Below are 12,555 nucleotides of genomic sequence, written 5' to 3'. Positions count from 1 at the left end.
ACCGCGCCCGGTTCCACGCTTCCATACCGCCATGTTCAGGACCTTTCGGGGCGGCCAGACCGGGGGTTGGCGGGTGACCTCGCTCTCGCATGTGACGGGCGAGCCCCTGCCCTTCGTGCCGGCGCTGTCGGTGACCGACAGCGAGGCCGTCTCGTTGCCGCTGGTGCCCTCGCGCAGTGCCTGGCGGCTGGTCGGGGTTGCCAGCAGCCTGCGCTACACCGAAAGGCCTGAGAAGCAGCAGCTCGTCGCCGTACAGGCCGGCCTCGGCCGGCTGGAGGCCACCAGCGCGGCACTGATCCCGATCCGCAAGTCGCAGGCCTGGTGGGAGCTGACCCAGGAAGAACGCCGCAAGATCTTTGAGGACAAGTCGCACCACATTGCCAGCAGCTTGCGCTTTCTGCCCGCGATCGCGCGCCAGCTCTATCATTGCCGCGATCTCGGCGGCCCGTTCGACTTCCTGACCTGGTTCGAATTCGCCCCCGCCAACGCTTCGCTGTTCGAGGAGCTGGTGGCGATGCTGCGGCGGACCGAGGAGTGGAGCTATGTTGAGCGCGAGGTCGACGTGCGCGTGGTGAAGGAAGTGCTGTCGGCTTAGCGATCGAGGAAGCGCCCGGACTCGATGCGCGGCCGATCGGTGACCGGCCAGTTGTAGACGTAGGTCCAGGCCTTCCCGGTGGTGCCGTCGGGCAACGTCACCCCGATCATCTGCCGCAGATATTCGGTCGGCTCCGGAAAGCCCTCGCCGCAGGCCTCGTACATGTCGAGTTCGCGCAGGAGCTCGTCCGGCACACGCAGGTGAAACAGCTCGCCATGGACGATGTCGGTCGGCGCCTCGGAGAGCAGCAATCCCGGATAGTGCTCCACCAGAACGAGCCGGCCGCGGCAGGTGGCTTCACTGATAAATTCCGCATGGCCCGCGAGCAGCCGCGCCATCGGGTGGTCGAAGCCGCGCATCAGGGTGCCGTAAACGAAGAGTCGATCGGAGCTCATGCTGTTCCAACGTTGCGGCATCGGTGCGATACCGCTACTCCGTTTACACAGTTTGTCATTCCATAGGCAAATCAGGATGGCTTTGGATATAGCCGACGCAACCGATCAATTGCTCGGCGAGGGTGACATTCCGCCCGTGCATGAGGTGAATACGGCAGGGACATCGCCGTTCCTGCTCACCGCGGACCATTACGGACGGGTGATGCCGCGCGCGCTCGGCGATCTCGGCGTCGCGGACAGTGATCTCGTCAGGCACATCGCCTGGGACATCGGCATCGCCGGCGTCGCCGAGCGGCTCGCCACGCTGCTCGATGCGCATCTGATCGCGCAGCGTTATTCGCGCCTGGTGATTGACTGCAACCGCCCGCCCGGCGTCGCAAGCTCGATTCCCGTGATCTCCGAGGCGACCGCCATCCCCGGCAATGAGGATCTGTCGGCCGCGGCCAAGGAGATGCGCCGGCGCGAGATCTTCGATCCCTATCACCGCCGGATTGGCGCGGCGATCGATGCGCGCATCAAGGCGGGCAGGCCGACAGTGCTGGTGGCGCTGCACAGCTTCACGCCGGTCTTTTACGGCGAGCCGCGGCCCTGGCACATCGGCACGCTCTATCGCCGCGACACCGTGCTGCCGCGGCTGATGCAGCAGCATTTGCGGAAGGAGAGCGCGCTCGTCGTCGGCGACAACCAGCCTTATGCGGTGAGCGACATCACCGACTACACCATCCCCGTCCACGGCGAGGCGCGCGGCCTCGTCAACACTGGCATCGAGATCCGCCAGGACCTGATCGCCGACGAGGACGGCCAGCAGCAATGGGCCGAGCGGCTGGCGCGGATCCTGCGCCAGATCGAGGCAACGCTGCGCGAGCAGGGAATGAGTTAAGCGGTCACTTCGCCCGCGTCAGCGCCAGCCAGATGCCGCCGCCGATCATGAAGCCGCCGGAGATGCGCGACACCATCCGCGTGCGCCGCGCCGAGAAGAATTTTCGCGCACGGCCGGCGGCGATGGCGTAGAGCGCATCGGTCATCACCGCCGTCACCATGAAGGTGGCGCCCAGCAGCGCGACCTGCGGGAAATGCGGCTGGCTCATGTCCATGAACTGCGGGATGAAAGCGCCGAAGAACACCAGCACCTTGGGGTTCGACAGCAGCACCAGGAATCCCTGCAGGAAGAAGCCGCCGCGGGGCGGCGGAGGCGGCGCGTCGACATCGACGCCTTCGACCGGCTCCCAGATCAGCTTGATGCCGAGCCAGATGAGATAAGCGGCGCCGGCAAAGCGCACCCAGTCGAACCAATAGCCCATGGTCGCCATCAGCGAGGTCAGGCCGATCGCGACGATGCCGATGACGATGGCAAGCCCGGCCTGCGCGCCGGCCACGTTGATGAGCGCCGCACGCGTGCCGTGGCGCAGGCCATTGGCGATGACAAGGGTGACGATCGGCCCCGGCAACAGCGCCAGCGCAATGCAGGCGGCGACGAAGGCGAGGTAGGCTTGCATGGACATCATGGGAGGGACTCGCTGAAGGCGGTTTCGCCGCATTAATGCATGACGAGGGCTGGAACGGAAGACGCGTCAGTCGCTCCACGCCGCTTGACATGCAACCATTTAGTTGCCTATTATCGCCGCCATGGATGAGGTCTTCAAGGCGCTCGCGGACGGCTCGCGACGTTCGCTGCTCGACAGGCTTCACGCCAGGAACGGCCAGACATTGAACGAACTTTGCGAGGGCCTCGCCATGACGCGGCAGGCCGTCACGAAACACCTCGTCATTCTGGAAGAGGCCAACCTGGTGACGACCATCAGGCAGGGCCGCGAGAAGCTGCATTATCTCAACCCGGTGCCGATCCATCAGATCGGTGAACGCTGGATCAGGAAGTTCGAGCGGGGCAAGCTCGCCGCGCTCAGCGAGCTGAAGCGCCAGTTGGAGAAACGCGATGAGTAAGTTCGCTCAAAGGATCGATGCACGATGAACCTCGACCAGTTCAAGCCTCTCACCGTCTACACCATCTACATTGCCTCGACGCCGGAGAAGGTGTGGGAGGCGCTGACGTCCGCCGAGTTCAGCCGCAAATATTTTTCCGGCTTTGCGGTTGAGATGGAGCCGAAGCTCGGCGGCAGCTTCGTCGTGCACGCGCCCGACGGCTCCGAGCACATCCGCGGCGAAGTGTTCGAATACGATCCGCCGAGGAGGCTCACGGTGAGCTGGAACGTCAATTGGCCCGACCTCGTGGAAAAGCTCGGCACCACCATCGTCACCTACGAGATCGAGCAGGCCGGCGAAGCCGTCCGCCTCACCCTGAGCCAACGCCACGACCGCGAGCTCAGCGACGACATCCTTTCCGGCGGCCGCACCGGCTGGCCCGCGATCCTCTCCGGATTGAAGAGCCTGCTGGAGACCGGCAAGGCGCCGCATATCGAGATGTCCCCGCCGGTGCGGTTGCTGGAGGCGCTGAAGGCGATGGGGATCAAGGTGCCGTAGGCGACCGCTGTCGTCCCGGGGCGCGCGAAGCGCGAGCCCGGGACCCATAATAAGCCTTCGCGGGGGCGACGACCTACACCGGCGCCACCAGCCGCCGGTACAGATGCCAGGTCGCATGCCCGAGCACCGGCAGCGTGACCACGAGCCCGAGAAAATAGGGCAGCGCCGAGACGACCAGCAGCATCACGATCACGGCGGCCCACGAGATCATCGGCAGCGGGCTCGTCACCACCGCGCGCACGCTCGTCACCATGGCCGTGACGAAATCGACCTCGCGATCGAGCAGCAGCGGGAACGACACCACGGTCAGCGAGAACAGGATCAGCGACAGCGCGGCCCCGACCGCATTGCCGATGGCCAGGAACAACAGGCCCTCGCTGGTCGTCAGCACCACCGTCATGAACTCCTGCAAGCTCGAGAACGAGGCGTTGAGGCCGAGCAGCAGCGCGATCAGGAGCCGCACCTGGTACATCCAGACCACGAACACGAACAATGTCACGAAGGCCATCCAGCCGATCTCGCTGCGCGAGCGGATCGCGGACCAGATCGCAGCGAACGAGACCGGCTCGCCGCGCTCACGGCGCCGGCTGACTTCGTAGAGGCCGATCGCAACGAATGGTCCGATCAGCGCAAAACCGGCAGCGAGGGGATAGACCAGGTAGACCATGCCGAAGGCGGTGAGACAGAGCATGATGACAATGCCGCCGGCGGCATAGAGCGCGCCGAAGCAGAGACCGTAGAGCGGCAGCGCCTGGAAATCGCGCAGCCCCTCGACCAGCGCCTCGGCGATGTCGACCGCCGCCACCGGACGCACCACCGGATCGACCTTGCCCGAGATGGACATCAGCTTCCTCCGCACATCGGCGCGATCTTCGTCGCGCGCATGCCGCGATATTAGCGCCGCCGCGCGGCGGCGCAACTTCATGCCGGCCGGCGCGAAGGGTAGCAGCGAAGCACGATGCTCGCACGGCGAATCGTTAGCCTTTCGCGCGATTTTGCACCGACCGCTATGGACGGGGCAGATGATCGTGCCGCAAATTGCACCTCCGAATACCGTCGCCCGAGAGCCGATCGCCCACCGATGAGCCTGCGTACCCGGTTACTTATCCTCGTCATCGCGGCCATGCTCGTGCCGGCGATTCTGGTCGGGCTGCGCTTCGTGCAGAACCGGACGAGCGAGATCGACGCGGCGCTGGCCAATCTCGCCGCATCCGCCGACGACATCGCCAGCGATCTCGGCGAGAAGATCCAGGGGACTGCCCAGCTTCATTACGGGCTCGCCCGTGCCCGCGACCTCGACACGCGCGACAAGGCGGCATGCTCGGCGTTTCTGTCGGATGTCCGCGAGGAATATCCGCAGTTCACGGGTATCCTGACCATCGATCCCGACGGCAGGCTGTTCTGCGACTCGCTGCAGACCAACCGCACGCTCGACCTGAACGACCGCAGCTATTTCAAAGAGGTCAAGACTCTTCACGGCCTCGTCGCGGTGGAACCGGTGTTCGGCCGCCTCACCGGACTGTCGGTGCTGCAGATCGCCTATCCGGTGCGATCGGATACAGGCGCGCTGAAATTCGTGCTGCTGGCATCCTTCAACCTGAACAAATTCGCGGAGTTTCACGACAAGCGGCTGCTCGCCGAGAAGGACATCCTGCTCGTCGACGCCAAGGGCACGGTCCTGGCCGCCCCCAAGCGCGGCGGCTGGAGCGTACCCATCGGCGGCTCCATTGCGGGCTCCGACCTGTTCCGTTTCGCGGCAGACCCCGACGGCGAACCATTCCGGGAGATCGCCGATCGAGAAGGCCGTACGCAGATCTGGGGCGTTGCCCGCTCGCCCGCGATCCGCAAGGCCGGACTCTATATTTTGGTGGGGCGGTCCAAGGACGGACTGATTGCGGCCGCGAACCGCCGGCTTTACGAGGACATGGCGATCCTGGCGGTGGCCTCGCTGCTGCTCCTCGCCGGCCTCTGGATCCTCACGACCGTGAGCATCGGACGGCAAGTCGGGCGGCTCGCCGCCATGGCGAAGAGCCTGGGGCGCGGCGATCTCAGCGCGCGCATTCCGGAGCCCCACCCGGGGGGCGAGCTCGGCGGGTTGATGACGCTGCTCAACAGCACGGCCGAATCGCTCGAGCAGCAGCGCGCCGCCATCGCCGATCTCAGCCACAAGCTCAGCCAGTCGCAGAAGATGGAAGCCATGGGCCAGCTCACGGGCGGCGTGGCGCACGATTTCAACAATCTCCTGACCGTCATTCTCGGCAATTCCGAGCACCTCGCCGACAGGCTTGCGGGCAACGAGGAATTGCACCGGATCGCCGACGACATTGCGACCGCCGCCGAGCGCGGTTCCGACCTGACGCGGAGCCTGCTCGCCTTCGCGCGCAAGCAGCCGCTGCGGCCGCGCGAGATCGACATCGCCGAGCAGGTGACCGGCATGAAGCAGCTTCTGCAGCGGACCCTGGGGGAGCACATCGAATCCAGCTTCACGTTCGCGCCGGATCTCTGGCTCGCCAGCGTCGATCCCGGCCAATTGGCGACGGCCGTGCTCAACCTCGTTCTCAACGCGCGCGACGCGATGCCTGACGGCGGCAAGCTGACGGTCGAGGTGCGCAACGCATCGCTCGGTGAATCCGACCTCGACGTCAACGGCGAGCCGCGGCCCGGCGACTACGTCATGCTGGCCGTGAAGGATACCGGGTCCGGCATGAGCAGCGAGGTGTTGGAGCGCGCATTCGAGCCGTTCTTCACCACCAAGGAGGTCGGCAAGGGGACCGGGCTTGGCCTCAGCATGGTCTATGGGTTTGCGCAGCAATCGGGCGGACTGGTGCAGATGCAGTCCGAACCGGGTCAAGGCAGCGTGGTCAGGCTGTTCTTTCCGCGCCTCGCGACGTCGTCGAGCGAGGAGCCGTCACCGGCAGCGCGTGTCGCCGCACCCGAGGGATACGAGACGATCCTCGTCGTCGAGGACGACGACATGGTGCGCGCCTATGTCGAAAACGAGCTGAAGGCGCTCGGCTACCGCGTCATCACGACGTCGAACGGACCCGCGGCGCTCGAGGTGCTGCGCCGGTCCGGGGACATCCAGCTGCTGTTCACCGACGTCGTGATGCCGGGCGGCATGTTCGGTCCGGAGCTGGCAAGGCAGGCCGTTCAACTGCGGCCCGGCCTCAAGGTGCTCTTCACCTCCGGCTACAGTCAGGATCCGGTCAAGACACCCGACGGGATCGACGCGCGCATTCTGACCAAGCCGTTCCGGCGCAAGGAGCTCGCCGCGATGCTGCGCGCGGCCCTCTCGGAGCCGCCGCGCTAGATCAGGACGCGATCGTGAGCTGCAGCGCCACTGCAAGATTGGCTGCGAACAGAGCCGCATCGATGACGAAGATCCGGAGCATCGGGCCCTTCAACACCGGCCAATAGGCCACCCCGACGCGGCCGCCGCGCATCAGCACCGGGACGTTGTAGGCGAACTGGCTGAAATGGCAGGCGGCAAAGAACAGGAACAGCGCGAGCTGCGCTTCGACGGGCTGGAAAAAGGACGGACGGGCGGCCAGAAGATAGAGCGACAAGAGCCCGATCGGCAGATTCATGCCGCCGAGGAACGCGACGCTCGCCGCAAGGGTCGGCGCGATCGGATTGCTGCGCTCCTCCCGCGGCAGCAGGATCTTCAACGTGTTGGTTTGCGCGATGCTGAACTGGATGAACGCGCCCACGAACCAGAGCGTGTTGAGAAGCAGGACAATATCCGAAAATCGCATGGTCATTTCCCGTAGAAGGCTTCGCTGCGCACCACACGGCCCGCATCGTCGAAGTCCATGAATTCGCTGGCGCGCGTATCGCCCAATTGCCACCACACCGTCAGTCGCGCGATCGTCTCGTCCCAGCTCCAGTCCAGGATCTTCAGGTCGGCGCTTTCGATGTGGCCGTAGGCTTTCCGCCAGTAGCCGCGGATGTTCTCGGCGCCGGTGACGGTCGGAGACCCCGTCAGGGTGAGCGCGAGAGGGCTGCGCATCTGCGCATCGTCGGCGAAATGGGCGACGACCGCGTCGATGTCCACTTTGCACCAGTTCGCGCACCATGCCGCGACGAAGCTTGCGGCGGCCGCGCGGTTCATTGCCTGTCCGCTCAAGACACGTATCCTCCCTTCGGCTTGTGGCCAGGAAGGTGGCAAAGCGCGCGCCTCATGTCAACTATGTTGACTTGAGATTTCGGTCAGTTGTTGTCGGCGATCGCCTCCATCACGCCGATCCATCCCGCCGCACCGCTCGCCCCGACGCGCGCGAACGCTTCGCGCAGGACCTGGCGCTCGTGATCCGAGGCCCGGCGCTCGATGCGCCGTCCCGCTTCCGTCAGGCGCAGCAATTTCGAGCGGTGCTGCTCCGGCGCGCGCTTTGAGGTCAGGAGCTTGCGCTCCAGCAGCAGATTGAGCGGCCGGTTGAGGGCCTGCTTGGAAATGCCGAGGATTTCGATCAGCGCGCCGATGGCGATGTCGGGCCGGCGCGCCACGACGTAGAGGATGCGATGGTGCGGACGCGACAGGCCCTGCTTGGCCAGATATGCGTCGGCCTCAAGCGTCATGCCGCGCCAGCCGTAATACATGAGCTCCAGCGCCGTATCGAGCTCGTGCAGCTTTGCAAGCGAGGCGCGGTGAAGCCCCGCGGCTTGAGACGTCTTTGCCATGGTCGGAAGCCAGCCCTTGTAAGAAGTCAGCCTTTGGCCCGCAGCTCGCGCCGCAGCACCTTGCCCGTCGCCGTCATCGGCAGCGTCTCCGTGAATTCGACGAAGCGCGGATATTCGTGCGCGGCGAGCTGCACCTTGACGAAGTCCTGGATCTCGCGCGCCAGCGCGTCGCTGCCGGTAAAGCCCGGACGCAGCACGATCCAGGCCTTGATCGATTCGGTGCGGATCGGATCGGGAATGCCGACCACCGCAGCCATCGCCACCGACGGATGTTTCATCAGCGTGTGCTCGATCTCGGAAGGCCCGACGCGATAGCCGGCGGTGGTGATGACGTCGTCCTCGCGGCTGACGTACCAGAAATAGCCGTCCTCGTCCTGCACGCCGAGATCGCCGGTGAGCAGGAAGTCGCCGGCATATTTCTTCGCGGTCGCCTCCTTGTTGCGCCAATATTCAAGCATGGTGACGGGGCACGGCTGGCGCACGCCGATGATGCCGCGCTGACCCCGCGGCAATTCCTCGCCCTTGTCGTTGACGATGCGGACATCGAAGCCGGGCGTTGCCTTGCCCATCGAACCCGGGCGGATCGGAAACAGGTTCGCGTTGCTGCCGATCACGAGATTGCACTCGGTCTGGCCGAACACCTCATGCGCGTCGACAGCAAACGTCTCGCGCACCCAGCCGAGCAATTCACCCCCGAGCGATTCACCGCCGGTGAAGATGCTGCGCAGCTTGACGCCGGAATGCTTGACGCCGGCCTGCCGCATCAGCTTCAGCGCCGTCGGCGGCAGGAAGACGTTGCGGACGGCAAGATCGGCCATCATCTGCATCGCCGCTTGCGGCTCGAATTTCCGCGCGCGATGGCCGACCAGGGGAATGCCGTGGTACCAGAACGCGAGCAGACCGTTGATGAGCCCGCCGATCCAGGCCCAATCCGCCGGCGTCCACATGAGATCGCCGGACCTGGGCAAGAAGTTGTGGCACATCTCCACGTTCGGCAGATGGCCGAGCACGACACGATGCGCATGCAGCGCGCCCTTCGGGTTACCCGTCGTGCCCGATGTGTAGATGATCAGGGCGGGATCGTCGGCCGAGGTGTCCGCGCGCGTAAAGTGGGGCGAAGCGGCCTTCACCGCATCCCAGAACGATGTCGTGCCGGCGGGCACGCGTGCGCCGACGATGTAGACGTTGCTCAGCTCCGGCAGGCGGTCGCGGATCTTGGACAGCTTTTCCCAGCCGGCTTCGTCGGTGACGATCGCCTTGGCTTGCGAATTCGACAGACGGAATTCCAGCGCGTCCTCGCCGAACAGGGCGAACAGCGGGATCGAGATCAGGCCGGAGCGAAACGCCGCCATGTGCACGATCGGCAGTTCCAGCGACTGCGACAGGAACACCGCGACGCGGTCGCCGCGGACAAGCCCGTCCGCCTTCAGCACATTGGCGAAACGGCGCGACATCTCCGCGATCTCGTCGAAGGTGGTGCGGCTGGTGGCGCCGGTGTCGTCGACATAGATCAGCGCAAGCCGGCCGGTGCCGTCGGCATGGCGATCGCAGCACGCTTCCGCGATGTTGAAGCGCGCGGGGATATCCCAACGGAAGTTGCGGACGAGTTCGTCGTAGCTTGCGGCTTCGGTGAGCATGGGCTTGGCGTTTCCACGTTCTTCTTGGCGGTCAGTCTAAGGCCGTGGACGCCCGGGACAAGCCCGGGCGTGACGGCCGAGACAGTCCATCTCTCCGTCATTCCGGGGCGATGCGAAGCATCGAGCCCGGAATCCATCATACCCCATTTGCTGCGGCCCGATGGATTCCGGGCTCGCCCTGCGGGCGCCCCGGAATGACAGCGGTGGATCACCGCACCGTCGCGAAGAACTTCCTGACGTCCTGCACGAACAGCTCCGGCTGCTCGAAGGCGGCGAAGTGGCCGCCCTTCTCCATCTCGCTCCAATACGTGATGGCATGGAAGTTCGGCTCCATCCAGCGCCGCACCGGCGTGATGATCTCCTTTGGAAACACCGCGACGCCCGTCGGCACCTTCACCACCGGCGTGGTGCGGCGCTTGCCAAAGCTCTCCCAATAGAGCCGCGCCGACGAGGTCGCCGTCTGCGTCGCCCAATAGAGCATGACGTTGTCGAGCAGCTCGTCCTTGTTGAAGATGTTTTCGGGGTGGCCATTGCAATCGGTCCAGGCCCAGAACTTTTCCAGGATCCAGGCCGCTTGCCCGCTCGGCGAATCCGTCAGGCCATAGCCCAGCGTCTGCGGCCGCGTCGATTGCTGCTTGGAATAGCCGGAATCGAGATCGACATAATGCTTGAGGCCGGCCAGCGCCCGCTTCTCCTCTGGCGTCGGCTCGCCCTCGACCTTCGGTGCCGCGTTGAAGGCGAGCGTGATGTGGATGCCGGCGCAATGAGTGGGGTCCTGCGCTCCGAGCGAGGTCGTCACCGCCGAGCCCCAGTCGCCGCCTTGCGCGCCATAACGCGCGTAGCCCAGGCGGTCCATCAGCTTGGCCCAGGTCGCGGCGATGCGATCGACTCCCCAGCCCGTGGTCCTTGGCTTGCCCGAGAAGCCGAAACCCGGCAGCGAGGGACAGATCACGTGAAAGGCATCGGCGGGATCGCCGCCATGCGCGGCGGGATCGGTGAGCGGCGCGATCACCTTCTGGAACTCGACGATGGAGCCGGGCCAGCCATGGGTGATGATCAATGGCAGCGCCGAAGGCTCCTTCGAGCGCGCATGAATGAAGTGGATGTCGAGCCCGTCGATCTCGGTGGTGAACTGCGCGAAGCGATTGAGCTTTGTCTCGCGCGAGCGCCAGTCATACTCGTTGGCCCAATAGACGCAGATCTCCTGGATCCATTTCAGCGGCGCCCCCTGGCTCCAGTCGTCGACCAGCTCGGCATCCGGCCAGCGCGTGCGGGCAAGGCGCGACTTCAGGTCGGCGAGGATGTCGTCGCCGATGGCGATGCGAAATGGGTTGACGGCGCCAGTCATCATGCCTCCCCTCTTTTCTTGTCATTCCGGGGCGCGCGTAGCGCGAACCCGGAATCCATTGAGCAACGGATTCAGCAGCGCGATGGATTCCGGGCTCGACGCTTCGCGTCGCCCCGGAATGACAGCTCAACTGGACAGTGCCGCCTTCACCAAGCCGCTCGCCTTGCCGAAATCCATCTGTCCTGCGTATTTCGCGCGCAGCACGGCGATCACCTTGCCCATGTCCTTCATGCCGCCCGCGCCCGTCTCGGCAATCGCATCCGCGATCGCCTTCTTCACGTCGTCCTCGGACATCTGCTTCGGCAGATACGCCGAGATCACCGCGATCTCCTCGCGCTCCTGCGCGGCAAGCTCGGCGCGACCCCCCTTGTCGTAGAGCTCGACCGCCTCCTGGCGCTGCTTGATCATCTTCTGCAGCACCGCGAGGATGTCGGCGTCCGACAGCGGCGGCTTGCCGCTGCCGCGCGCGTCGATGTCGGCGTTCTTGATGGTGGAGTTGACCATGCGCAGCGTGGACAGCTTGCGCTCGTCCTTGGCCTTCATGGCCTCCTTGACCGCATTGTTGATGTCGTCGCGCAGCATGACCGTGATCCCTTCGATATAGACGCCTGATCTAGGCCCTTTGCGGCCCTCGCACAACCTGGCTCTCCAGCCATTCGGTCAGCGCCCGCACCGTCGCCTCCGGCTGTTCGGCTTGCGGCAGGTGTCCGCAGCGATTGAGGATCACGAGCCTGGCGCCGGCGATGCCCTCGGCCATCTCCTTGGAGAAGGCATTGGGGATGGTGTTGTCGGCATCGCCCGTCAGCACCAGCGTCGGGCATGTGATCGTCGCCAACAATGGCCGCGAATCCGCCCGTGCGATGATCGCGGTCTGCTGCCGCAGATAGCCTTCGATGCCGACGTCCTCGTCCTGCGCATGCACGAGCGCGAGAATCCCGGCATCGTCACGCCGGGACGGATGCACGAGCTCCGGAAAGCTCTCCTCGCGCACGGCGCGCAGCTCGCCGCGTCTGGCCCGCGCCATCTGGGCACGGCGGCGTGCGGTCGCCTCCGGCGTGTCGGGCCGCGCCTGCGTGTTGATCAGCGCGAGCTTTGTCACGCGCTCGCTGGCCTGGCGCATGATCTCGAAGGCGATGTAGCCACCCATGGAATGGCCGGCGAGGGCGAAGCGCGGCGGCGCCTCGGCGAGGATGCGGCGGGCGATCGCCGCCATGCTGTCGTCGCGGATGTGGTTGGCGACCGTCACCGGCCCGAAACGCCAGAGCGCGGGGATCACGGGCGCATAGATCCGGGCCGAGGACGCCAGCCCCGGAACCAGCACAATTGGGGTTGTCTGATCCATTATTGCCTCGCAAGCCCAGGAAATTGCCGGAAATTGTGCGGCCGAGCTTAAGGGTGGGAAGAGGCCTGTCAAATATGCAAAAA

The 12,555-nt window shown here is 65.3% G+C and carries 15 protein-coding genes; 5 read left to right on the top strand and 10 right to left on the bottom strand.

What is annotated here, in order from left to right; translation table 11 throughout:
- Positions 1-31 precede the first annotated feature (31 nt).
- Complete coding sequence (locus P0R31_RS35095) at positions 32-595, top strand: chlorite dismutase family protein (protein WP_275519289.1); 564 nt, start codon at positions 32-34, stop codon at positions 593-595.
- Here P0R31_RS35095 and P0R31_RS35090 read toward each other — a convergent pair.
- Positions 592-990 carry a gamma-glutamylcyclotransferase family protein gene (locus P0R31_RS35090; protein ID WP_275519287.1) on the bottom strand — a complete coding sequence of 133 codons (399 nt, stop codon included), beginning with the start codon at positions 988-990 and terminating at the stop codon, positions 592-594. The genes P0R31_RS35095 and P0R31_RS35090 overlap by 4 nt on opposite strands.
- Before the next feature lie 76 nt (positions 991-1,066).
- Between P0R31_RS35090 and P0R31_RS35085 the strand changes: the two genes are divergently transcribed.
- On the top strand, positions 1,067-1,870 hold the full coding sequence (locus tag P0R31_RS35085) for an N-formylglutamate amidohydrolase (protein WP_275519285.1): 804 nt from the start codon (positions 1,067-1,069) through the stop codon (positions 1,868-1,870).
- Positions 1,871-1,874: 4 nt separating this feature from the next.
- On the opposite strand, the gene P0R31_RS35080 is transcribed toward P0R31_RS35085, so the two are convergent.
- Positions 1,875-2,495 carry a LysE family translocator gene (locus P0R31_RS35080; protein WP_081494564.1) on the bottom strand — a complete coding sequence of 207 codons (621 nt, stop codon included), beginning with the start codon at positions 2,493-2,495 and terminating at the stop codon, positions 1,875-1,877.
- Positions 2,496-2,616: 121 nt separating this feature from the next.
- On the opposite strand from P0R31_RS35080, the gene P0R31_RS35075 reads away from it, so the two are divergent.
- Positions 2,617-2,931, top strand: a complete 315-nt coding sequence (locus P0R31_RS35075) for an ArsR/SmtB family transcription factor (RefSeq protein ID WP_275519339.1) — start codon at positions 2,617-2,619, stop codon at positions 2,929-2,931.
- A gap of 24 nt (positions 2,932-2,955) precedes the next feature.
- Positions 2,956-3,468 carry an SRPBCC family protein gene (locus P0R31_RS35070; protein WP_036009564.1) on the top strand — a complete coding sequence of 171 codons (513 nt, stop codon included), beginning with the start codon at positions 2,956-2,958 and terminating at the stop codon, positions 3,466-3,468.
- 73 nt (positions 3,469-3,541) lie between these two features.
- On the opposite strand, the gene P0R31_RS35065 is transcribed toward P0R31_RS35070, so the two are convergent.
- Positions 3,542-4,312 (bottom strand): DUF2189 domain-containing protein, encoded by a 771-nt coding sequence (locus P0R31_RS35065; protein ID WP_275519283.1) that lies wholly within the window; start codon positions 4,310-4,312, stop codon positions 3,542-3,544.
- Positions 4,313-4,549: 237 nt separating this feature from the next.
- Here P0R31_RS35065 and P0R31_RS35060 point away from each other — a divergent pair, with 237 nt between their 5' ends.
- Positions 4,550-6,778: an ATP-binding protein gene (locus P0R31_RS35060; RefSeq protein WP_275519281.1), complete on the top strand. Its 2,229-nt coding sequence runs from the start codon at positions 4,550-4,552 to the stop codon at positions 6,776-6,778.
- 1 nt (position 6,779) lies between these two features.
- Here P0R31_RS35060 and P0R31_RS35055 read toward each other — a convergent pair whose 3' ends face one another.
- The 7 genes from P0R31_RS35055 to P0R31_RS35025 form a co-directional block, all read right to left on the bottom strand.
- Entirely contained in the window at positions 6,780-7,223 is a 444-nt protein-coding gene (locus tag P0R31_RS35055) for a hypothetical protein (protein WP_036030342.1), read from the bottom strand.
- A 2-nt stretch (positions 7,224-7,225) separates the two neighbouring features.
- On the bottom strand, positions 7,226-7,579 hold the full coding sequence (locus tag P0R31_RS35050) for a nuclear transport factor 2 family protein (RefSeq protein ID WP_275519279.1): 354 nt from the start codon (positions 7,577-7,579) through the stop codon (positions 7,226-7,228).
- A gap of 98 nt (positions 7,580-7,677) precedes the next feature.
- Complete coding sequence (locus P0R31_RS35045) at positions 7,678-8,145, bottom strand: MarR family winged helix-turn-helix transcriptional regulator (RefSeq protein ID WP_275519277.1); 468 nt, start codon at positions 8,143-8,145, stop codon at positions 7,678-7,680.
- A 26-nt stretch (positions 8,146-8,171) separates the two neighbouring features.
- A complete protein-coding gene (locus P0R31_RS35040) occupies positions 8,172-9,782 on the bottom strand; it encodes an acyl-CoA synthetase (RefSeq protein WP_275519275.1) in 1,611 nt (536 codons plus the stop codon).
- 208 nt (positions 9,783-9,990) lie between these two features.
- The gene (locus P0R31_RS35035) at positions 9,991-11,130 is read right to left on the bottom strand and encodes an epoxide hydrolase family protein (RefSeq protein WP_275519337.1); all 1,140 of its coding nucleotides are present in this window, start codon (positions 11,128-11,130) and stop codon (positions 9,991-9,993) included.
- A 126-nt stretch (positions 11,131-11,256) separates the two neighbouring features.
- Positions 11,257-11,712 (bottom strand): GatB/YqeY domain-containing protein, encoded by a 456-nt coding sequence (locus P0R31_RS35030; RefSeq protein WP_275519273.1) that lies wholly within the window; start codon positions 11,710-11,712, stop codon positions 11,257-11,259.
- A gap of 31 nt (positions 11,713-11,743) precedes the next feature.
- Positions 11,744-12,472, bottom strand: a complete 729-nt coding sequence (locus tag P0R31_RS35025) for an alpha/beta fold hydrolase (RefSeq protein WP_275519271.1) — start codon at positions 12,470-12,472, stop codon at positions 11,744-11,746.
- Positions 12,473-12,555: the final 83 nt, after the last annotated feature.

Origin of the sequence: Bradyrhizobium yuanmingense, assembly GCF_029167105.1 — a bacterium.
Taxonomy (GTDB): Bacteria; Pseudomonadota; Alphaproteobacteria; order Rhizobiales; family Xanthobacteraceae; genus Bradyrhizobium; species Bradyrhizobium yuanmingense_A.
The sequence above is the reverse complement of the archived record's forward strand: the minus strand, read 5'-3'. Positions and strand labels throughout refer to the sequence as shown.

Coding starts and splice junctions, on each gene's coding strand:
- P0R31_RS35095 (WP_275519289.1), top strand. CDS start 32: ATGTTCAGGACCTTTCGGGGCGGCCAGACCGGGGGTTGGCGGGTGACC.
- P0R31_RS35090 (WP_275519287.1), bottom strand. CDS start 990: ATGAGCTCCGATCGACTCTTCGTTTACGGCACCCTGATGCGCGGCTTC.
- P0R31_RS35085 (WP_275519285.1), top strand. CDS start 1,067: ATGGCTTTGGATATAGCCGACGCAACCGATCAATTGCTCGGCGAGGGT.
- P0R31_RS35080 (WP_081494564.1), bottom strand. CDS start 2,495: ATGATGTCCATGCAAGCCTACCTCGCCTTCGTCGCCGCCTGCATTGCG.
- P0R31_RS35075 (WP_275519339.1), top strand. CDS start 2,617: ATGGATGAGGTCTTCAAGGCGCTCGCGGACGGCTCGCGACGTTCGCTG.
- P0R31_RS35070 (WP_036009564.1), top strand. CDS start 2,956: ATGAACCTCGACCAGTTCAAGCCTCTCACCGTCTACACCATCTACATT.
- P0R31_RS35065 (WP_275519283.1), bottom strand. CDS start 4,312: ATGTCCATCTCGGGCAAGGTCGATCCGGTGGTGCGTCCGGTGGCGGCG.
- P0R31_RS35060 (WP_275519281.1), top strand. CDS start 4,550: ATGAGCCTGCGTACCCGGTTACTTATCCTCGTCATCGCGGCCATGCTC.
- P0R31_RS35055 (WP_036030342.1), bottom strand. CDS start 7,223: ATGCGATTTTCGGATATTGTCCTGCTTCTCAACACGCTCTGGTTCGTG.
- P0R31_RS35050 (WP_275519279.1), bottom strand. CDS start 7,579: ATGAACCGCGCGGCCGCCGCAAGCTTCGTCGCGGCATGGTGCGCGAAC.
- P0R31_RS35045 (WP_275519277.1), bottom strand. CDS start 8,145: ATGGCAAAGACGTCTCAAGCCGCGGGGCTTCACCGCGCCTCGCTTGCA.
- P0R31_RS35040 (WP_275519275.1), bottom strand. CDS start 9,782: ATGCTCACCGAAGCCGCAAGCTACGACGAACTCGTCCGCAACTTCCGT.
- P0R31_RS35035 (WP_275519337.1), bottom strand. CDS start 11,130: ATGACTGGCGCCGTCAACCCATTTCGCATCGCCATCGGCGACGACATC.
- P0R31_RS35030 (WP_275519273.1), bottom strand. CDS start 11,712: ATGCTGCGCGACGACATCAACAATGCGGTCAAGGAGGCCATGAAGGCC.
- P0R31_RS35025 (WP_275519271.1), bottom strand. CDS start 12,472: ATGGATCAGACAACCCCAATTGTGCTGGTTCCGGGGCTGGCGTCCTCG.